This window comes from Deltaproteobacteria bacterium (assembly GCA_040223695.1).
In the GTDB taxonomy this organism is placed as follows: Bacteria; Desulfobacterota_D; UBA1144; order Nemesobacterales; family UBA2774; genus JAVKFU01.
On sequence record JAVKFU010000018.1, the window covers coordinates 298922 to 319764 of the forward strand.

Here is a 20843-nt window from a genome sequence, read left to right on the forward strand (position 1 = left end):
ACGGATCCTCGTAGGGAATATAAATCAGCCGCTGAGTTTTTTCTTCTTATTTTCTATAAGCGTGGCGGGCGTATCTCCGGTAATAAGCCTCACGCCCCTTTTTCTCGTGAAATAATTCCATGCCCACCTGAACAGGACGACTATTTTATTGTCGAATTCGATCAGATATCTGATGTGGACAAACGCCCAGATGATCCACGCGAGGAATCCCGAGAGTTTAAACTTTCCAATCTCCGCCACGGCAGAGTTCCTTCCGATTACGGCGAGGCTCCCTTTATCAACGTATTTAAACGGTCCGGGCTCTTTCCCGTTTCTCCTGTCCTCTATCAGACGGGCGACGTATCTGCCTTCCTGCATCGCTACAGGGGCTACTCCGGGAAGCGGCTCGCCGTCCTTGCCGGAGAAATGAGCCAGGTCGCCTATTACGAATATATCGGGGTGACCAGGGACGCTCAGGTCGGACTCGACGATGACCCTTCCTCCTTTGTCGAGCACGGCTCCCGCGCGCTGCTCTATCACTTTGCCCAGAAAAGACGCTTTTACACCCGCTGTCCAAAGTATGGTCCTTGACTGTATTTCCTCCTCCTCGCCGTTTTTCTTTATCTTTACCTTGTTACCTTTGATCTCCGTAACCATCGTATTCAACCTGATAGTCACACCAAGGCATTTAAGCGATTCCTCCGCTTTGACGGATAGCTCGGGGGGATATGTGGGCAGGACATGGTCCAGGCCTTCGACAAGAATAATCTTCGAGTCCGCCGTGTTTATATTCCTGAAGTCGTGTTTCAGCGTGGTCCGTGTGAGCTCGCCTATTGTGCCCGCAAGCTCCACCCCTGTGGGGCCGGCTCCTATTATGAGGAAGGTCATCCACTCCTTCTGAATTTCGGGGTCCGTTTCCCGCTCAGCCGCCTCAAAAGAGAGGAGTATCTTGCGCCGCATCTCGAGGGCGTCTTCTACGGTTTTTAGGCCCGGGGCCGTTTCCGCCCACTCGTCGTGCCCGAAGTAGTGATGATGAGAACCGGTAGCTACAATGAGCGTATCGTATTCAACCTCGTCATCCCTCAGCAGCACCTTTTTTTCCCGGGGCAGTATATCTATCACTTCTCCCTTGAAAACATAGGTGTTTTTGTAGCGGTTAAGCATCATCCTGAGAGGTGAGGCGATTTCACCCGGGGAGAGCCATCCGGCGGCGACCTGGTACAGGAGGGGCTGAAAAAGATGGAAATTTCTCTTGTCTATGAGGGTTACCCTGAAATTCAAGCGTGAGAGTTCTTTAGCCGCGTATAGGCCGCCGAATCCTCCTCCCAGTATCACTACGCGATGAAGTTTTTCGTTTCCGCTTTCCATAATATCCTTTATGTTATTATCACTGACTTATTGAAGTATTGCACTCGATAGATTTTTTGATTATTCAAAGAGTTTACTTCAAAAGGGTATTTAGAAGAAGGATGAAACCATAGTGGCCGTATATGTAATTCCGGTTCCGGGATTTTTATTAAAATTCTTGCAAAAATTTGAATCTGTGAGATTATTTCTCGTCGGCGGTCTGGCGGAGAATATTAATTGAAAATCGTTATGATCCGATCAGGGCTTCCCGGGTGTTTATATGGATGAGCATTTATTAATAGGCTTTATAACAATAATTGTTCTCGGAATCGGCGCACAGTGGATAGCCTGGCGCATAGGGCTTCCCGCTATCCTCCTTCTTCTGATAAGCGGATTTATCGCGGGGCCCGCCACAGGTTTTATTGACCCGAATTTGATATTCGGAGAGCTTTTGCTTCCGATTGTTTCGGTATCGGTGGCGGTGATACTGTTCGAGGGGGGGTTAAGTCTAAAGTTCTCGGAGTTGCGCGAAATAAGGAAAGTCGTGCTCAGTCTCGTGACAATAGGCGTTATTGTCTCGTGGGCCGTTTCGTCCGTCGCCTCATATTACCTGTTCGGATTCGATTTCCGTCTGGCCGTGCTGCTCGGGGCGATTCTGGTCGTCACGGGGCCTACGGTGATTATTCCCCTGCTGAGGGAAATAAGACCCTCCGGAAGGGTGGGTTCCATAATTAAATGGGAGGGGATAGTCATAGACCCTATAGGGGCGCTTCTCGCGGTGCTGGTGTTCGAGGCTATCGTTGCGGGAGGGGTGGAGAAAGCGACGGAACAGGTCGCTTTCAGCGTATTGAAATCTTTTATTCTGGGCGGCGTGATAGGTTTTGCAGGCGCACAGGCAATAATTTTTATTCTTAAAAAACACTGGGCGCCTGACCATCTGCAAAATCCTGTGTCACTGATGTTCGTGGTAGCCGCCTTCACGATCTCTAATTTCTTTCAGCATGAGTCGGGTCTTATCACCGTGACCATTATGGGCATTGTGCTTGCCAATCAGAAGACCGTAAGCATAAAGCACATAATGGAATTTAAGGAGACCCTTCGGGTTCTTTTTATCGCGAGTCTTTTCATTATACTGGCCGCAAGGCTTACGGCTGAGGATGTGAAGTATCTGGCAACTTTCGTCAGCATAGTTTTCCTGCTCGTTTTATTCTTCATTGCCCGTCCTCTGAGCGTATTTGTCTCGACTTTCCGGAGCGGCTTGAATTTCAAAGAGAAGCTTTTTCTGTCCTGGATGGCTCCACGGGGTATTGTCGCGGCCGCCGTATCTTCTGTCTTTGCCCTGCGGCTCGAGCAGGTTGGTTTTGATCAGGCCGGGGATCTGGTCGATGTAACGTTTCTTGTAATTACCGCGACGGTGGCCGTTTACGGTCTTACCGCGAGTCCTCTGGCCAGGCGTCTGGGTATAGCCAAGCCTAACCCCCAGGGGGTACTGATAGTCGGGGCCCACAGCTGGGCGAGAACTATCGCGAAATTCCTTCATGAAAACAGCTACCAGGTGACTATGGTTGACTCAAACTGGACCAATATTTCCGCCGCACGGCAGGACGGTATCAAGGCGTACTACGAGAATATACTCCTTGAAGACGTCTCCGAGGATATAGACCTCGACGATATAGGCAAGCTCCTTGCGCTTACTCCGAACGACGAGGTAAATTCCCTGGCGGCGCTCCATTTCATCGAGTACTTCGGACGGTCTAATGTATATCAGCTTACGAGACAGTCCAAGACCAGGACAATGTCCGAACAGAGCATACCGAAGCACCTGAGCGGAAGGCTGCTTTTCATCCCGGAGGCTACTTATACGAACCTTTCGAAGAGATTCGGCGCGGGCGCAGTAATCAAGAAAACCCCGCTCACCGAGGAGTTCACCTACGAGTCTTTCAAATCACATTACGGGGAAAGAGCCATTCCGCTTTTCCTTATCAGGGAAAACGGTGAGCTTGCTGTATTCGCTCATGATAACGCACCCGTTCCTCAGCCCGGACAGCAGATTGTGGCGCTTGTGAGCAATGGTGAGGAGGAGTGATTGCGGCATTCGCCGCCCCTCAGCTTTGCAATGGCATGCTTCGACCGGGCTCAGGATGAGCGGGTTTTAAGACGAGATGCCGCAGAGGGTTCGCCACTTCGCAATGGCATAAAAGGCCGAAGGAGTTTCTTCTTTTCCTTGATGAAAAGAAGCAAAAATCACCGACTTAACAGAAATAGCTAAAAATAAATTACTACATCTAAAATATTTTAATTCCCCCCCCCCGCAAGCCTAAAATATTTTTACGATTGCGTAATTTATTTTTTTAACGCAATTTCAGTAATGTCGGGATAGGAAAAAGCCTGGATTCGGAAATAAATTCAGAATGACGGATTTTAGGGTACAGGAGAAAGAAAAGTTGTTCAACCCTTCCACAGGCTCCGTACGAACGGGTTAAGCTCTAGATTGAAGGTAATGACAATTTTGTGCCGGTGCTGTTGATCGGTTGAATCAACCCGTAAGGGCGGCCAGGATATAGCTAACGATAAACATCCCTACTATTATGAGAAGCATCACTACAGGGGGCTTCCCGCTGTAGCCCTTGTGAGCGTTGGGGACGCTCGACTGCTTAAAACTATCCCTTCTCTCCATAAGGCCTTTCTTGGGGGCATCGTGTTTTTCAGGAGCGACAGGCTCTTCGGGTTTGGTTTCCTTTCCGCCCCCGGTCTCCTTTGCTTCTGCCACGGATTCTATCTCTTCGGCGGATTCCGCTTCTTTCTTTACTTCGGCGTCCTGACTTTCTTCTTCAATTTTATTTGTTTCTTCTTTTTCGCTCTCGCTCATTCTAATTACCTCGCAGGTGATATATCAATCAGTATCAGGACATTTCCTTTATGTAAGGTCCGAACGCGTATTCCTGGGCTACCTTGAGCTGGTACTTGAGCTCCTGTATGAGCCTTCTCTGTAAATCGCTCCACGCGAGCATGCCGTAATATTCGCCGTCCTGATCGAGTATGAAGAGGTGTGATATGCTGTGTTCATTCATCAGGTCCAGGCATTCGTAAAATGATGTGTCGAGATTGACCGTATGCAGTTTGGTACTCATTATATCGGCGATCTTTACGTCGGAAGGCTTTTTGCCGAGCGCTACAATCTTGGTTGCGAAATCGCTGTGCCCCACAACACCCACGATCTGCCCGTCTTTCATGACGCCTGTAGTCCTCACCTTGAAGTTCCTGAGTTTGAGAGCAGCGATGTCGGCGGTATCGTCAGCACCCACAAAAAACACCTTGTCTCTCGCGCCGATTAAATCCCGTACTTTTAATTCTTCTAACATGGATGCTTACCCCCTTTTGCGAGATTTTAATATTTTAATCCAATAATCCCATCTTATTACATAGTAGCACAAAACTCAAATTGAAAAAACCCCTTTTTTCACGGTTATACCGGGGCTGCATTTTGTTACAGCTCACACCCTTTGATTTTATGTTAATTCGTCGTTCTCATTTGTATTTTAAAATCACAATGTTGATGGGACGTTAAAAACGTCTTTCCACTTGAATTCAGACGCTGTAACCAATAAAATAAAATGTTGAAGTGAAGCGTTTTAGAATTTTTTAGAATCAAAAGTTTTAAAAATTTCGTTAATCAGGAGGTATGAGATGGCAGATTACGCACACCCCGAAGTGCTGGTTAGCACGGAGTGGGTCTCGGAGCACCTTGACGACCCGGATATAAGAATAGTAGAGTCGGACGAGGACGTATTGTTATACGATGTGGGGCATATAGAAGGCGCAGTCAAGGTTGACTGGCAGACGGACCTCCAGGATCAGCTGGTTAGGGATTATATAGACAAGGATAAATTCGAGGGGCTTATGTCTCAAAAGGGCATCTCCAATGATACCACGGTCGTATTTTACGGCGACAAGAATAACTGGTGGGCTTGCTACGCGTTCTGGGTATTCAAGCTTTTCGGGCACGAGAGGTGTCTGATTATGAACGGAGGCAGGCAGAAGTGGGTGGAAGAAGACCGCCCGCTTACCAGGGAAGTTCCCGATTACCCGAAGACGGATTACAAAGTCTCCGGCACAAATGAATCGATCCGGGCCTTCAGGGATGAAGTAACGAAACATATCGGTTCGAATAATCCTCTCATAGACGTGCGCTCCCCCAAGGAGTACTCGGGCGAGCTTCTCCATATGGAAGCCTACCCTCAGGAAGGCGCTCTCAGGGGCGGACACATACCGGGCGCCGCGAATGTGCCCTGGGCTACTGCTGTTAACGAGGACGGTACTTTTAAGTCCGCCGACGATCTCAAGTCCATTTATATGGAAGAGAAGGGGCTGAAGAACGGGGATGACGTGATCGCCTACTGCAGGATAGGGGAGAGGTCCTCCCACACGTGGTTCGTGTTGACTTATCTTCTCGGTTTCGACAAGGTAAGAAATTACGACGGGTCTTGGACCGAATGGGGCAACCTTGTCAGAGCGCCTATCGAAAAGCCCTGAGAAGGATAGAGGGTTTATATAATTACTGGATGCGAAACTTCGAGGGCCGCATTCTTATTTTATGAAGGGTTGGTTCTGTATGCTTATATATTTGATACGGAAAATATATTAAGATGAAAATCGATGAAATTATAGATCAGTTCAGGGAAGCTGATTATCAGGAGACACTTGCGATGCTCCTTGATTACTCGGAGGGCCTCCCGGAGCTTCCGCAGGAATACGAGGAGGCGCGGGACGCGGGTTTCAACCGGGTTCCCGAGTGTGAGACCCCCGTATTTGTTTTCATTGACGTTAAGGACGGACGGGTTCGGATTTATGCGGATGTGCCTGAGGAATCGCCGACGGTGAGGGGGTTTGTAGCCCTTCTGGTCGATGCCTTCAACGGTGTGACGGCTGAGGAGGTATTATCAGCGCCCGAAAACCTGATAAGCAGCCTGAGTCTGGACCAGAAACTCGGAACCAGACGCATGTTCGGCCTGAGCGCGGTCTATAACCGTATCAAAAGCGAAGTCAAAAAAGCGGGCGGGCTTCAGTGAGCGGACAATTCGTTTATTAATACCCCCTCAAATCCGGGATAATCTATTTCTAAAGAGACGGCAAAATGGATCATGAAGAATTGATGGAGCTTATACTCGACCATTACAAAAACCCGAGGAACTACGGGGCCGTGAAAAATGCCTCTGTGGTTCAGGAGGGTGGAAATCCCGGATGCGGCGACATTGTGACCGTGTACATGGATGTCGATGAAGACGGTGTAATAAAAAAGGCGAGTTTTGAAGGGGAGGGGTGCATGGTGAGTCAGTCGGGCACCTCTCTGATACTTGAAGGTGTAGAGGGTAAAACAGTATCGGAAATCGAGGAAATGTCTCCCGCTGTTGTCACTCAAATACTGGGAAAGAGGCTCGTTACCACACGACCCAAGTGCGCGTATCTGGGCTTTAACACTCTGAAAACAGCCGTTAAGCAGTGGCGCGTTAAAAATATGTCCGAGTCTCTGTCGCGCGAGCGGTCAGTCCCCTGATTACCCGAGTTCCGCGGCAAATCGGCAATTAACCCGCAGTCGTTTCAGAAAAGTCAGGACTTGGATTTCACTACATACATATTCGGGTTTTGAAGCCTCACGGCCTGAAGCCGCTGTTGAATGATGTAGGCAAAACGCTTTAATAGCTCATAGCCGAGGTCGTGATCTTCCTCGCTCTTTGTCCGCAGGAAGTTGCCGTCTATTGACACGGCCACCGTGGGGGCTACCGCCTTTGCGTCGAAATGGGTCAGATAGGGAGGGAAGAGCCATGCCCAGCCGAACACATCGCCTTCCCCGATCATTTGAATAGTGATGGGGTCTCTATCGGGGGCGAGCTTGGTTTCAAGCGCTATTATGCCCTCCTGGATTAAATAGAACTTGTCGGCTTTGTCGTTCTCGTGAAAAATAAGCTCGCCTTCTTCGAAATTAACGTATGAAGCCTTTTCTACTATCATGTCGATATACTTTTTGTCGAGTCCTTTGAAGCAGTAGTGCTCTTCCAGTATTGACTCAAGTTTTTGCATGTCGCATATCTCCCGGCAAAATCAAATATACACCTCAATATTATAATTTAATTCGCATGATATGTCGTTGTAAATAAAATTCTTCAACATATTTCAACATATATTGTAACATAAATAGATGTATGGATTAAAGCGGGAAAGGCTTGATTAACGGGCTTTGCCATTTCGAGAATGGCTACGGGCGGGTCCTGAGCCCTCTTATCCATACGGATGTACGAGCTGTAGGACCCGATTATCCACGGCTTGGTCTTCGAGTCGCAGCGATGATAAATCCCGCTCTGTTGACTCACCCGGCGAATTTAGGGCTCTGTAATGTCCATACGCTGCATCATGCCCACATCCTCATGAGTCAGAATGTGGCAGTGCATTACAAAGCTTCCCGGGAATAAGGGATCCAGAAAAGTCCTGAAGGTTATGGTGCCGAAACTTGAGTCATTGATATTTCCGCTCCCACCGATAGCTGTCGGCACCAGGAGTGTATCGCGCCATTCGGGCTCTGGAAGGGGAATGCCGTTTACATGAGTAATCAGAATCGGATTTACGTGGATGTGGAACGGGTGATCCGAGAATGTACGGTTTATGATTGTCCATTCCTCGAAATTACCGCCGAACATATTGTCATACAGCGGTTCGTCCGCGGTGAAAAGCCCTTCTTTTAGATAATCGATACGGGGCATTTCCGGGTCGAAGACCGGGTTCGGTATACCTGTGTCATCAGCATCCCTCGCCATGAGCAAGGTGGTGAAATCCGTGCCTCCCCAGTAATCGGCGTCGTAGAGAGCGAAGTACCATCCACAGGAAGGCAGGCGGTTTTCCGGCATGGCTTGTTGTCCGCCCATGCCGCACGCCTCCATTGCCATATTGCGTTCGGCATTCAGCGGAGCGGTTAACATCTCTGCTCTTGTAGGAATTCCCGAAGTTTGGGGCAGAGGTCCTGCGGGCAGACCCATGTTTTTTTCGCCGCCTGATACAACAATTGTGGCCAGAGTCACCGGGTAGGTTACTGCGGGGAAATCACCCCCGATACGAGCCGTCCGGGCCCCGGGGGCTACACCCTGCGGGGTAACTGAGTAAGGACCTGATGGGTCGAGCACCTGAAGGAGATACGTGCCCGGCTCACCCGCCTTAATGAGGACGTCCACACGGTTACCGGCTCCCATTACGTAAGGCTCCCCTTCGTCAAGCGTAAGCATCTCGGGGGTGTTTATTCCGTCGTTGGCGACTACGTTCAGGCTGTGCCCCTCGAGAGCTACGGGTAATGTTTCGCCGGAAGCCGCGTTCAAGAGCCTCCACCGCTGAACTTCGCCGGGGCGCATTTTCAGCGTAGGGTTGGTTACTCCGTTTGTGGTGAAGTAGGCGTTACTGTTGAGGTATGTGGCCCAGAGTCCGTTAGTAGCTCCGAAGTCTGAATTGGCTTGCACAGCGTCCTCGTTTACAAAAGGAACCCCGCCGTTTTCATCGGTCCGGATTACCTGAAAAGCCATAAGAATTTCTTTGGCCGCGGCTATTTCCGGGACCTCATTCAAATCTCCGGGCCCGCCTTCGATAATCAGAAAGCCCGACATTCCGCCGAAGAACTGAAAGCTGGTCGAGCCGTGTTTGTGGGGATGGTACCAGAAAGTGCCGCTCTGATGGTCGGAGCTTATATCGACTTGAATCGGATTAGACGTTCCGGGCTCCATGTGCCTGAATACGTTATCCGAGATGCCGTTCGGGCTGACTGTCAAACCGTGAGTATGCACGTTCGTGGTAAAGGGGTCATGGGGAAAAGCTCCTCCCCTTTGAGTATCAGGGTTTTCAGGAAAATCGTTTATTAAATCGATCTGCAGTGAGTCGCCCGGTCTTAACCTTAGGGTAGGACCGGTAAGCGCCCCCTCGTATGTCGGCGTATTTATAAGGTCCAGCTCGCCTGTTTCCATGTTTTCGATGAAATTCTCCGCAATGAATGTCCTCAAAGTTGTTCCCAGAACGCCGTTTTGAGAATGTCTTTCCTCGGGCTGGGGAAATCCGTCTCCGCCGCGGTTCTTGCTGCATCCTCCTACGGCTAAAAAAGCTATAAAGAATAAAGATATTACTAGAGTTATGCTCACCTTCATGTTCTTCATGGTAGTGGTCGATCCTCCTTTTGGATTGTGGCGCAAATCAGTATGGAAACAAGCTAGAGCCTGAAAAAAATACTCCGGCATCTTAATTATTATGTATACAACAGGCGAAAGTCAATATAGAAAAATAAGAAATCAATATAGCAGCTAATATGAGGCAGGTATTGTCCTCTCGGATATACCTTCATTATTAGTTATTATTAATCCGGAACATGAAAAAACTATATACGCCTGTTGATGAATCCGAGCTTGTATTCTTAAAAAGTCTGTTCGAGGCTGAAGGGCTGCCGTTTTATGTTTTGAACGATAATTTCGGCTCGCTCTATTCGGGGGTATATATGAATTACTTTAACGCGAAAACGATAATGGTTCCCGAAGAGTTCTTCGAGGACGGAAGGGAATTGATACTCAGCGTGAAAACGGACGCGGTCTTCGAGGACGAACGCCGTAACGATAATAACCGTAACGATAATAAAGGAGAATATGGAGGGGCGGATTTTCTGAAAGCCCTTGTTAACCTTTTTTCTTTCAAATGGCTCTACACGCGTTCAGGAAAAAACGAGAAGGACAAGGACAGTAATGACCTCTGAGAATGAAATTCTCCTTTGACTGTTAGGCGAATATTAAATATAATCCTGGCGCCGGTTTTTCCGGTATTCAATTATAAATAGCATGCTTTGACTTGACTCGGATTAAATTATTACTAGAATGATTTATCCGGCATGGTTCGATAAGCAGAAAATAATTAAAGATCCAGAACGGGTATTGAGTTATCTCGAAATTGCAGGTATAAATTTGCACTCAAAATTTTTATTGATTATAAATTAACTCCAAGGGGAATATAGAATAATCCATGATCGCAGGCGTTCCTAAAGAGACATATCCGGGAGAAAGACGCGTTTCCATAGTTCCCGGCAACGTGCCGGCGCTGCAGAAGGCGGGCTTCGTTGTGCATCTGGAAACGGGGGCGGGACTCGAAGCGGGCTTTACAGATAAAATGTATGAAGAGGAAGGGGCTATTATACTCGACCGAAGCCAGGTGCTTTCCAAATCGGACGTCATACTTCAGATAAGAGCAATAGGCACCAACCCGGAGTCCGATGCGGAAGATATCAAGCTTCTTAAACAGGGTCAGATAGTTATAGGCGTCATAGACGCGTTGTCGAACAAGGATGCGGTTCAGACGCTCAGGGAAAGCAAAGTGAGGGCTTTCGCGCTTGAGCTTGTTCCGCGTATCACCAGGGCGCAGAGTATGGATGTTTTGTCCTCACAGGCAAACATAGCCGGCTATAAAGCGGCGCTTATAGCTGCGGATTCGCTTCCCAGGATGTTCCCCATGATGATGACAGCCGCGGGAACCATCACACCGGCGCGTGTGCTCGTGGTCGGGGCGGGTGTTGCGGGGCTACAGGCGATTGCCACTTGCAACAGGCTAGGCGCTATTGTGTCGGCCTACGATATACGCCCTGCCGTAAAGGAGCAGGTGAAAAGCCTGGGGGCCAAATTCGTCGAACTTGAGCTTGATACCGAAGAAACCGAGGACAAGGGCGGATACGCGAAAGAGATGGACGAGGATTTTTACAGGAAGCAGAGGGAACTGATGGGGAAGGTAGTAGCGGAGAACGACGCCGTGATCACGACTGCCGCAGTGCCGGGTAAAAAAGCTCCAGTGCTGGTTACGGAAGACATGGTGTCGGGAATGCGGCCCGGCTCAATTATTGTGGACCTCGCGGCAGAGACAGGAGGGAATTGTGAGCTGACCGAAGCCGGTAAAACCGTGGTGAAGCACGACGTAAGTATAATTGGCCCGGTGAACCTGCCGTCCAGCGTGCCTTATCACGCGTCTCAGATGTATTCTAAGAATATCTCCAACCTGCTTCTCCTCATGGTTGAAGAAGAGGAGCTGAAAATAAATATGGAAGACGAAATAATAAAAGAGTCTATAGTGGTGGATGACGGTAAATTGGTGAACGACCGGGTAAAGGAAAGTTTGGGACTGTAATTAATCATCGATAAGGAGGGAGGTCTGTATGGACAGTTTTTCAGTTGTATTCACAATATTTGTTCTGGCGGCATTTGTGGGCTTTGAAGTGATTTCCAAAGTCCCCCCAACTCTTCATACACCCCTTATGTCGGGCTCAAACGCGATATCCGGTATTACCATAGTCGGCGCAATTATTTCCGCGGGCACCCAGCATACCTGGCTTACAACCGTGCTCGGCTTTCTGGCGGTTGTTTTCGCCGTGATCAACGTGGTCGGCGGATTCATGGTAACAAACAGAATGTTAGCAATGTTCAAAAGGAAGGATTAAGGAATGTCTCCCGGACTGGTAAACATAGCGTATCTGATAGCGGCAGCTTTATTTATCATCGGCCTGAAAGGGCTTTCTCATCCCAGGACCGCGGTAAGGGGAAACTTGCTCGGCGCTCTGGGCATGCTGATTGCGATTGTAGTTACTCTGCTCGATAAAAATATTGTCGGATTCGGTGTAATATTCGCGGGATTAATTATCGGCAGCGGCATAGGTGCCGTGCTGGCGATCAGGATACAGATGACCGCGATGCCCCAGCTGGTGGCCCTTTACAACGGTTTCGGCGGTATAGCCTCGGTCTTCGTAGCCGGTGCTGCCCTGTTCGAAGCGGGGCATCTCGCAGGTACTCCGTTAACGGTGAACGCGGACACCCAGTTTTCCCTTTCTATTTTTGCTTCCGGGTTTATCGGGGCTATTACATTCTGGGGGAGCCTGGTTGCTTTCGGAAAACTTCAGGGATTGACTAATGAGGGCTCTGTCCGCTACCCCGGAGATCAGGTAGTTAAAATCGCGCTGGCAATATTAATGATTATCCTGGCTTATGTAATGGTTGTCTATCCGTTATCATCGACACCGTATTGGTTGATGGTAATCATGGCGTCATTGCTGGGCATTCTGGTTGTTATACCCATTGGCGGGGCCGACATGCCTGTGGTAATCGCCATTTTGAACTCCCTGTCGGGACTCGCCGCTGCGGCGACGGGATTCGTTTTATATAACACCGTACTCATAGTCGCTGGTACGCTGGTGGGCGCTTCAGGAATAATCCTGACATTGATTATGTGTAAGGCGATGAACCGTTCCATAGCCGATGTGCTTTTCGGCACATTCGGCGCCGCTGCGGACGGTCCGTCTTCTGACGATGTTTATGCCGGAAAGGTCAAATCGACATCCGCCGAGGAAGTCGCCATGCTGCTCGAAGGAGCGCGCAAGGTTGTGGTGGTCCCCGGATACGGAATGGCTGTAGCTCAGGCTCAGCACGCTGTAAGGGAGCTTTTCGATCTTCTCGAGAAACACGGTATAACCATGGAGTTCGCCATACACCCGGTCGCGGGACGTATGCCGGGCCACATGAACGTCCTTCTGGCGGAGGCCGATATACCTTATGACAGGCTCAAGGATATGGACGATATTAATCCGGGTTTCAAGCAAGTGGACGTTGCCATTGTAATCGGCGCCAATGACGTTGTTAACCCCGTGGCGAGAACAGACCCCAAGAGCCCGATAGCCGGTATGCCGATACTCGATGTCGATTACGCAAAAACCGTTGTAGTTATCAAGAGGAGTCTCAGCCCCGGATTCGCGGGAATTCCCAACCCTTTATTCGCCGCGGATAATACCCTCATGCTCTTCGGCGACGCCAAGAAGATGGTCGATGAGATGGTGAAGAGTGTAAAAGAGGATATGGGCTAGGAATTTCTTCTCATGAGTCCTTTTTTATTCTGCCCGGTTTGTCGAGAGGGGATTCAATTTCCCCAAATAGTATCCTTTTTCCGTTGTTTTCATCCCTGATGTGTCAAGCGTTTGTAACCGAGTTTTTGAATCCCGTCTCACGCATTTGACCTGCGCGTATTCCGCAATCATTTGTACATTAAATTGTAAATTAATATACCTTTCTAGAGTTATTGTATTATAATATGTAATATAAACAGGTGGATAAGGTGTAAAATGCCCTGGAATGGTAATGATACATATGTTATTTGCGAGGATTGCGGAGCAGTTTGCGTTAGGTTCGGATGGTTCAACCGAGTTTTAAGCGTGCTGCTCTACAGAAGATTTAAGTGCTGTCTCTGCTCGAATAAAGATTCGCTGTGCCCTAATTGCCGCAAATATAAAAACAGGGCTGAACGTCTGAAACCGGAATAATGTTTCCGGGTTGGATTTCAAGAATGCGGCAGTCAGAGCTTAAGTTCTTTTTTCCCATTTAATTATTTTCAAATCGAGAACGAATATTGAGTAGAAAACCGGGACGAGTACGAGCTCGATGACCGTGGCAAGGGCAAGGCCTCCTATCTGGGCATAGCAGAGGGGCTGCCATAGAGGCCCTCCGTGAATGGCAAGCGGAAAAAGGGCGAGTATAGTAGCGCCTACTGTTATCAATATCGGTCTGAGACGCTCAATTCCCGCATCCAGAAGCGAGTCCTTGAAATCTTCCCCTTCGCTGTGCTTTTCCTCGATGTAGTCAAAGAGGACTATGACGTGGCTCACTATTACGCCTACGAGGCTCGCAATACCGAGGAACGCCATAAAACCGAAAGGCTCGCGCATAATTAATAGAGCGGTAAGCGACCCGACTACACCGTAGGGAACTGCCGCGAAAACAAGGAACGGTTTCAGCGCATTATTGAACTGAAGCACAAGGGCCAGGAATATGGCTATGACCGAAATACCGAGGACCATTGTGAGGTTTCTAAAACCTTTGACCTGTTTAGATTTCTCTCCGGCCCATACAAATCTATAACCGGGCGGCAAAGAGTCGATAAATTCGTCAATCTCCTTTTCGGCTTTGCTCAGGATTGTCGAAGGAAGCTCCCCGGGTTCGGGGAATGCGATCACGGAGATCGTGCGGAAATGCTCGCGTCTCGCAATCCTCGATGTATTCATTCCGTAGTCTATTGATGAAACTTCCATCAGGGGGATTTTCGTCTCGTTGTCCCCGCCGTAAACATAGAGACTTTGAAGATCCGAGAGCTCGGCCCTTTCATCGATCCTGAGCCTGGCCACAACGGGAATCTGTTTGTCCCCTTCCCTGAATGAAGTGACCTGAGCGCCGCTCAGTCCCGCGGCGGAGGATACGGCGATGTCTTGATTCGTTATTCCGGATAAGTTGGCGCGGTCGGGATCGACCTTTAAGCTGACTATAAAGCTCTCTTCAAACCAGTCGTCTCTTACCCCCATTGTGCCCGGCGTATTCCGTAATATCGTTTTTAGTTCGCCCGATAGTCTCCTCAGAGTCTCAATGTCGGCGGCTTCAGCTTCGGGATCGGAAGATATGTTGGCCTGCCCCGAAAGGTGCATTTCAATCGGATAGTCGATGGCGTTTAACTGAAGCTGTCTTACCTCGAAATAAGCGCCGGGGATCTTTTCGGTAAGCGCTTTCTGAAAGATCGGGGCAAGCTCAGGAGTGGCTTTTTTATCTTTCAGCTTGATTATGAGCTGGGCATAGTTTTTCTGTCTCTGCTCGGGCGCGACTGTGTACCAGAATCTGGGACCCCCTCCGCCAATGAAAGAAGTTACCGATTCGAGCTGATTTTCCTCCTTTTTGCCATCCGCATGGGCAGCGGCGGTCTCCCGGATGACATTCTCGGCTTTACTGGCTACCTCGTTCGTGTTGGAAAGAGTGGTTTCGTTCGGAAGCCACACGTCGACATACGATAGATACTGGACATCTTCCGGGAAGAACGAGGTCTTTAGATTCATGATTACTATCCCGCCTAGTGCGAAGACCACGATGGAAAACAGCAGAACACGCTTCCTGTGGTTAATAGCGTATCTGCCCGTTCTGTAGTAAAAGCCGTAAAATCCCTTTTTTCTCTTTTCCTCTATAGTAGGCTCTCCGCTTTTTCTCGGTCTCAGCAGGTAGTAGGCGAGGAATGGGACGAATGACATCGATACGATTCTTGATGAGACGAGGGCGCTTGCCATGACTACAGGTAGGCTGGATATGAATTCTCCCGTCGTTCCGGTGAGAAGGAGGTACGGGATATATGCCACGATATTCGTGACGGTTGCAAACATTATCGCACGGGCGAGCTTCGTAGGCCCGAGCCATGAGGCAACAACGGGTGGATGACCTATTGCAAGATTACTTTTTATAGCATCGTTTGCGACCACCGGATCATCCACCAGGAGCCCGAGCGCAATTATAAGAGTAGCTATCGAGACCTGCTGAAGCTCAATTCCGAGCAGGTTCATAAATCCGAACGTCATGGCAAGGGTCAAAGGAATTGAGATGGCCATCAGCAGAGCGGAGCGCCATTCACGAAAACCGATCAAGGCGACCAGAACCACCAGGACTATGGCTTCAATAAGCGCCTCCATGAAGAGGCTAAGGTTTTCGCTCACCTGAAGGGGCTGGTCCGAGGTCTTGGCTATAATCAGGTCATCGGGGATTATATGCTGGAGCTCCGCCTTCGCTTCATCCAGCGCCTGACCGAATTTGCCTATCTGGTCACCCGAGCGCATCTGCACCGCAAGGGTTACGGCACGGCTCCTCTGCCATTTGCCCGATTCGTCCCGCCACATGTAGTAGTTCAAAAAAGTGGGCGGGCTTTGATACCCTCTCACGATTTCAAAAATATCACGCAGATAGACGGGCACGCCGTCCGCTGTCTCGGTAATTGCTACATTCCCTATCTCCCTTACATCGGTGAATTCGCCCGAGGGATATACAATTACTTCCGTGCCGCCTATGTCGAGCACTCCCCCTGGCAGATCGGTATTCCGGGCGTTCAGGGTATTCTTTATATCGGCCGGAAGGATGCCGTATGATGCAAGCACGTCCTGGGAGTATTCGAGATAGACTCTCTGTGGAAGAACTCCGGAGCGCTCTATGATCGAGACCTCCTCAACCGACTGAAGCGTCTCGGCAATGAGTTCGGTAACATCCTCAAGCTCCGTGTAAGTATATTTATCCCCGGCCACGGATTGCAGAGTTTCTTCCGTTTCCTCAGGACTGGCTATGAGTACGGGCTCCCAGGCATCAATATGAAACCCCGAGAGACCGAGTTTTTCTTTCGAGAAATTTCGGGTGAACGCGAGAAATGTTTTCTCGTCAGTTAAGACCGAAGCGTCGAGTCCTATGAATCCGGAACCTTTTATGATGCGAGGATCCTCGGCAATTCCCTTTTCAAGCAATGATATTGAAAGCAGTTCGAATACGCTCTCGATGCTGTCGGTATCGACCGCGCCCGGAAAGGCAAGTATAAATGTCATGCGTTCTGACGTTTCATGTTCGGACGCTCGGGAGCGCACTGCCTCGATAGACTTTTCGATATTCCGGGCGCGTATAGCGATCTCGATTTCGCTTTCCTTGGGGCTGGCTACGGTAAGCATCATGGCTGCCGTATTTCCGAAGCCGCTATTGAACTGAATTGGGCCTGCGCCTTCGGGCAGGCGATTATTTAAATAGTCGAGCCTGAGATTTATGTCGTTGAACTCTTTTGTCGTATCCTTCAGACCTTCCGACAGCTGGACTTGTACAATAGAAACCCCGGGTAGTGAAATTGATTTGATCGCGAATTCGTCCCCGGGGTCGGGCTCGTGCAGGGAGGAATTCTGGGCGATTGTTTCTTCTATAGGTTTAGTGACGAGCTGTTCTACTTTTTCGGCGTCAGCGCCCGGCCACGGGCATATAGCGACAGCGACGAGGACCGGTATATCGGGGTCCTTTTGCTTGGGCATTACAATATAGCTGTAGGCGCCCCATGCAAGCACTGCTATCATAAGAACCCAGGAGATTGAGCGATTCTCGGTAAAATAGCGTGCAGTGTTGTGTTTATTTGCGATTAGGTCTTTGTCTTTGGGATGGGGCATTTTCTTTTTTTCTGAAGCACGGTTGTTCCGGATATCAGCGCCGGAGATATTATTTTAAAATTATATACCGCAGAATTTCCACTACCTGAGCCGGCGTCCTCGTAGTCGCCCGGGCCGCGGCGTCCACTTCCTTGAGCGCATGGTCATGTTCCTCGTCGTGGAGAGTTATAACAGGTTTTCCCAAAGCGCTTGCGTACCCCGCGTCGAACGCCGCATTCCACTGCTTATATTTGGGGCCGAATCTGACAATTACAATATCAGAATTAATTATCAGGGTATTGGTCCTTATGGAATTTATTCCGGCCCCCTTTCTGTCGCGCCAGAAATTCGAGTCCTCGTCCCCGAGTATCTGAACCCCGCACATATCGCTCGCTTCATGATCCGTGATCGGTGAGTGAAACCTTAGGGGAAGTCCCGAAGAGCCCTCAATAACTCGCTCCCTCCAGTCTGAGTGTATTTCGCCGGAAAGATATACGTTCCAGATGTGTCCGGTCATATTATCATCCTCCTTGGGACTGTCTGAGCGACATCTGTTAAATGATTTACCCTTCTAATTCACAACAGGGGCCCGTCTGCAATCAGATCCTACGGTATTACATTTACCTCCTGGCCGTCATGAACAATCTGAGCGCCCATTACTATTACCTCCTCGCCCCTTTCGAGCCCTTCGGCTACTGCTATCATGTTCCCGTAAACGCTGCCGAGCCCTATGTCTTTTTTCCTGGCAATGGTTTTTCCGTCACGCCGCTCGGTGACGTAAACCGCGTAACCGTCCTTATTATTTTCGGAGCGCACGACTGAATTCAGGGGCAGGAGTATGGCAGGTTCATTCCCGCCCGCAGGGTCAAGTGCGAGAGAGGCTATCATGCCCGGTTTGAGGAGATTTTCAGGGTTGGGGACTGTAATCTCTATATTGAACACTCTCGTTCTCTGGTTTGCTGAAGGCGCTATTTCGGTCACCCTGCCGAGGAAAATAGTATCTTTTATCGACTCGGTAGTAACAGCCATTTCCTCGCCTAGCTTTATATCGCCCAGAATTACATCCGGCACTGAAAACAGAACTTTGACGGAGCTTAAGTCCGCTATGACGAATGCTCTTGTTCCCGGTCTCACATAGCTCCCTACTTCAATATCACGTTTCAGGACCATTCCGTTCATGGGTGGCCTGAGCGTGCAGTAAGCGAGATTCTGCTCTGCTGCCACTACCTGCGCCTTGCCCCCTTTTACCTGGGCCGCCGCTACCTGGTACTCTTTCCTGTCTCGTTCGTAATCGGGCGCCGTGATGCTTTTGGTTGAGTACAGGATTGACGCCCTGTTGAAATCTTCCGTGCCCTTCTCGAGCGAAGCCTGCGCCTCGGCAAGCTGAGCCCTGGCCTCAACCACCTTGGAGAGGTATTCGGTCTGGTCAATCGCGGCAAGCGGCGTCCCTTTTAAAACTTCGTCTCCCTCCTGGACATCCCGCAAACGCCCTTCCACTCCCTCTACCTGAAGTATTTCCTGAACATAGCCCTCGACCTTGAAATCAAGCTCTACCTGCGTGTAGGGATTCACGGTCGCTGTATAGCTTAGAGCGCCCTTTACATTCTGAGGTTCTGCAGTTTGTACTCGGACGGGTGTAACGGCCTTATCGTAGTCATCTCCGCCGCATCCGATAAGGGCAGTAACTGCGATTGATAATGCTCCGGCAATAGAGATGTATTTATTTCTCATTCACTCTTCTCCCATCGCTTTTTCGAGCTCCGCTCGCGCCGTCCAGTATCCGAGCACTGCCTTTTGATAAGCGCTGTTCTTCTCCTCAAGCGAGGACTCCGCCTCGAGCACCCCCTGGAGGAGCGCCGAGCCTTCCCTGTATTTATTCATCTCCACACGGAGCCTCTCCCTTGCGGCCGCCTGCTCCATTTCCGTAACATTTATGAGCACGGCGGCTTCCTCAAGCTTACGTATCTTTGAGTTTACGTCAATAAGCACAGTGGATTCGGCCTCATCGAGCTCATTTCTCGCTTGAAGCACGCCCCTTTTTTTCTCCGCTATCTCTTTTTGCTTTCGTCCCCAGTCGAATACGTCCCATTTTGCAAAGAGGCCGATAGTAGCGATGTTTTCAGGCAAGAGCTCAATATCCGGGTTTGCCGTATACTGAAACTCCACTCCGATTTCCGGAATATACTTGGACTTTTTCAGGCGCACTTCATTTTCGGCGAATTCAATGCCCAATTTTGCGGCTCTTACCTCCGGGCGCTGGAAGAGCGCCAGCTCTTCAGCGTTTTCGATGTCTATGACAATAGGTTCTGCGCTGGGTACGGGAGTGACCGCAAAGGGTGTTTCTATATCCCGGCCCATAAGATTGTTTAATCGCTCCTTCTCGGTCGCGAGCTCATTTCTGAGTTTAAACTCATCGTATTCCGCCCTGCCAAGTCTGGCTTTTACCTCCAGACTCTCAGATTCGAGTGCCCTTTCTACCTCAACGTATCGATTGACTAATATATAGAGTTCCTTCAGAAAGACTATTTTTTCCTGGACGGCTTCGAGAGAGCTCTGGGATTTTAGAATATTGTAGTATTCCTTTTTTACCCTGTCAGCAACTTCCTGACGTCTGAATCTAAGGTCCTCGCCCGAAAGCTCTTTTTGCACTTCCCTCTGTCTTACCAGAAGCGATATTTCATATAGATGGGAAATGGGCTGTCCTACCGTGGCCGTTAGAAATGTGGTAAAGTCCGGTGCCGTCCGGATTTTAACTGTCTCGGCGGGTATAGGGCCGATTCCGGCGAAATCACCGAAGACTCCTTTCTGAAACGTGAACGCTTCTTCGGTCAGGTGATAAAGCTCATACAAGCTGAAGTCGAATTCAGGAAAAAGTCTAGTGCGCGCGGCTTTTATGGCATCACCGGCTTTCTCTACCTCGAGAAGCGCGTTGTCGATATTCTTGTTATCGCGGAACGCTATGTCGAGGGCTTCTTCAAGAGTTAATATCTCTATTTCCTCCGCTGCCGGTATTTCCGGTTCGTCCGGGTTCACGTCCTCGCACAGAGCTGTCATCGGTATCAGCAGAAGGAAGAGGATAGTAGCGGGAAAAGATGCGATGAGATAATTCGATATTGTTTTAAAGCTGAACAGATCTCCCGCTCCGCTTTCATTCAACATTGGTAAGGTTGATCTCACAGTGTGCGGTATACGGTCCGCGGCGGTGTCGATATTTAGCAGCATTCCATCAATCCTCCCTGCTGAATTATCCTTAATACGCAGAATTCTTTCAAACATGACTATGTTGATTTATATTATAGTAAGATACGCGATGAAATGAAGTCCTGATTACTTCTATTCGGGTTACAGAGGGGAATTTGCATGACCTGTTTATAACTTATATAAATCTGGTAAGCTAGAACATACCGCCCGGGGTCGGGGTTTAATGTTAGGCTTGTGTAATTTTATTGTGCGTTGCACAATAAGCCGGGATGTTATCTAAATTGTAGAATTCTCGCTCCGCAAATTAAAA

The 20843-nt window shown here is 49.3% G+C and carries 17 protein-coding genes; 8 read left to right on the forward strand and 9 right to left on the reverse strand.

Going from position 1 to position 20843, the window contains the following annotated elements; genetic code table 11:
• Nucleotides 1–24: 24 nt before the first annotated feature.
• Nucleotides 25–1347: an NAD(P)/FAD-dependent oxidoreductase gene (locus RIG61_10475; protein MEQ9619585.1), complete on the reverse strand. Its 1323-nt coding sequence runs from the start codon at nt 1345–1347 to the stop codon at nt 25–27.
• A gap of 259 nt (nt 1348–1606) precedes the next feature.
• On the opposite strand from RIG61_10475, the gene RIG61_10480 reads away from it, so the two are divergent.
• On the forward strand, nt 1607–3412 hold the full coding sequence (locus RIG61_10480; protein MEQ9619586.1) for a cation:proton antiporter: 1806 nt from the start codon (nt 1607–1609) through the stop codon (nt 3410–3412).
• Between the two features lie 450 nt (nt 3413–3862).
• Here the strand turns inward: RIG61_10480 and RIG61_10485 are convergent, their stop codons facing one another.
• Together RIG61_10485 and RIG61_10490 are read right to left on the reverse strand one after the other, a co-directional pair.
• Complete coding sequence (locus RIG61_10485) at nt 3863–4195, reverse strand: hypothetical protein (protein MEQ9619587.1); 333 nt, start codon at nt 4193–4195, stop codon at nt 3863–3865.
• A gap of 34 nt (nt 4196–4229) precedes the next feature.
• Nucleotides 4230–4688 carry a CBS domain-containing protein gene (locus tag RIG61_10490; GenBank protein MEQ9619588.1) on the reverse strand — a complete coding sequence of 153 codons (459 nt, stop codon included), beginning with the start codon at nt 4686–4688 and terminating at the stop codon, nt 4230–4232.
• A 325-nt stretch (nt 4689–5013) separates the two neighbouring features.
• Here RIG61_10490 and RIG61_10495 point away from each other — a divergent pair, with 325 nt between their 5' ends.
• The 3 genes from RIG61_10495 to RIG61_10505 all read left to right on the forward strand — a co-directional run bounded on the left by RIG61_10495 (nt 5014) and on the right by RIG61_10505 (nt 6880).
• A complete protein-coding gene (locus RIG61_10495) occupies nt 5014–5859 on the forward strand; it encodes a sulfurtransferase (GenBank protein MEQ9619589.1) in 846 nt (281 codons plus the stop codon).
• A gap of 113 nt (nt 5860–5972) precedes the next feature.
• On the forward strand, nt 5973–6395 hold the full coding sequence (locus RIG61_10500) for a SufE family protein (GenBank protein ID MEQ9619590.1): 423 nt from the start codon (nt 5973–5975) through the stop codon (nt 6393–6395).
• Nucleotides 6396–6460: 65 nt separating this feature from the next.
• On the forward strand, nt 6461–6880 hold the full coding sequence (locus RIG61_10505; GenBank protein MEQ9619591.1) for an iron-sulfur cluster assembly scaffold protein: 420 nt from the start codon (nt 6461–6463) through the stop codon (nt 6878–6880).
• Nucleotides 6881–6933: 53 nt separating this feature from the next.
• Here the strand turns inward: RIG61_10505 and RIG61_10510 are convergent, their stop codons facing one another.
• Complete coding sequence (locus tag RIG61_10510) at nt 6934–7404, reverse strand: cyclic nucleotide-binding domain-containing protein (GenBank protein ID MEQ9619592.1); 471 nt, start codon at nt 7402–7404, stop codon at nt 6934–6936.
• Nucleotides 7405–7703: 299 nt separating this feature from the next.
• The gene (locus RIG61_10515; GenBank protein ID MEQ9619593.1) at nt 7704–9509 is read right to left on the reverse strand and encodes a multicopper oxidase family protein; all 1806 of its coding nucleotides are present in this window, start codon (nt 9507–9509) and stop codon (nt 7704–7706) included.
• A gap of 209 nt (nt 9510–9718) precedes the next feature.
• Here RIG61_10515 and RIG61_10520 point away from each other — a divergent pair, with 209 nt between their 5' ends.
• The 4 genes from RIG61_10520 to RIG61_10535 all read left to right on the forward strand — a co-directional run bounded on the left by RIG61_10520 (nt 9719) and on the right by RIG61_10535 (nt 13231).
• A complete protein-coding gene (locus RIG61_10520) occupies nt 9719–10096 on the forward strand; it encodes a DUF2007 domain-containing protein (GenBank protein ID MEQ9619594.1) in 378 nt (125 codons plus the stop codon).
• Nucleotides 10097–10359: 263 nt separating this feature from the next.
• On the forward strand, nt 10360–11508 hold the full coding sequence (locus RIG61_10525) for a Re/Si-specific NAD(P)(+) transhydrogenase subunit alpha (protein MEQ9619595.1): 1149 nt from the start codon (nt 10360–10362) through the stop codon (nt 11506–11508).
• Between the two features lie 28 nt (nt 11509–11536).
• Entirely contained in the window at nt 11537–11818 is a 282-nt protein-coding gene (locus RIG61_10530; protein ID MEQ9619596.1) for an NAD(P) transhydrogenase subunit alpha, read from the forward strand.
• A gap of 3 nt (nt 11819–11821) precedes the next feature.
• On the forward strand, nt 11822–13231 hold the full coding sequence (locus RIG61_10535) for an NAD(P)(+) transhydrogenase (Re/Si-specific) subunit beta (GenBank protein ID MEQ9619597.1): 1410 nt from the start codon (nt 11822–11824) through the stop codon (nt 13229–13231).
• A gap of 492 nt (nt 13232–13723) precedes the next feature.
• On the opposite strand, the gene RIG61_10540 is transcribed toward RIG61_10535, so the two are convergent.
• From RIG61_10540 to RIG61_10555, 4 genes are all read right to left on the reverse strand, one after another.
• On the reverse strand, nt 13724–17353 hold the full coding sequence (locus RIG61_10540; GenBank protein ID MEQ9619598.1) for an efflux RND transporter permease subunit: 3630 nt from the start codon (nt 17351–17353) through the stop codon (nt 13724–13726).
• A 49-nt stretch (nt 17354–17402) separates the two neighbouring features.
• Nucleotides 17403–17849 carry a YtoQ family protein gene (locus RIG61_10545; GenBank protein ID MEQ9619599.1) on the reverse strand — a complete coding sequence of 149 codons (447 nt, stop codon included), beginning with the start codon at nt 17847–17849 and terminating at the stop codon, nt 17403–17405.
• A gap of 89 nt (nt 17850–17938) precedes the next feature.
• Nucleotides 17939–19063 carry an efflux RND transporter periplasmic adaptor subunit gene (locus RIG61_10550; GenBank protein ID MEQ9619600.1) on the reverse strand — a complete coding sequence of 375 codons (1125 nt, stop codon included), beginning with the start codon at nt 19061–19063 and terminating at the stop codon, nt 17939–17941.
• On the reverse strand, nt 19064–20554 hold the full coding sequence (locus tag RIG61_10555) for a TolC family protein (GenBank protein MEQ9619601.1): 1491 nt from the start codon (nt 20552–20554) through the stop codon (nt 19064–19066). It lies immediately after the preceding gene.
• Nucleotides 20555–20843: the final 289 nt, after the last annotated feature.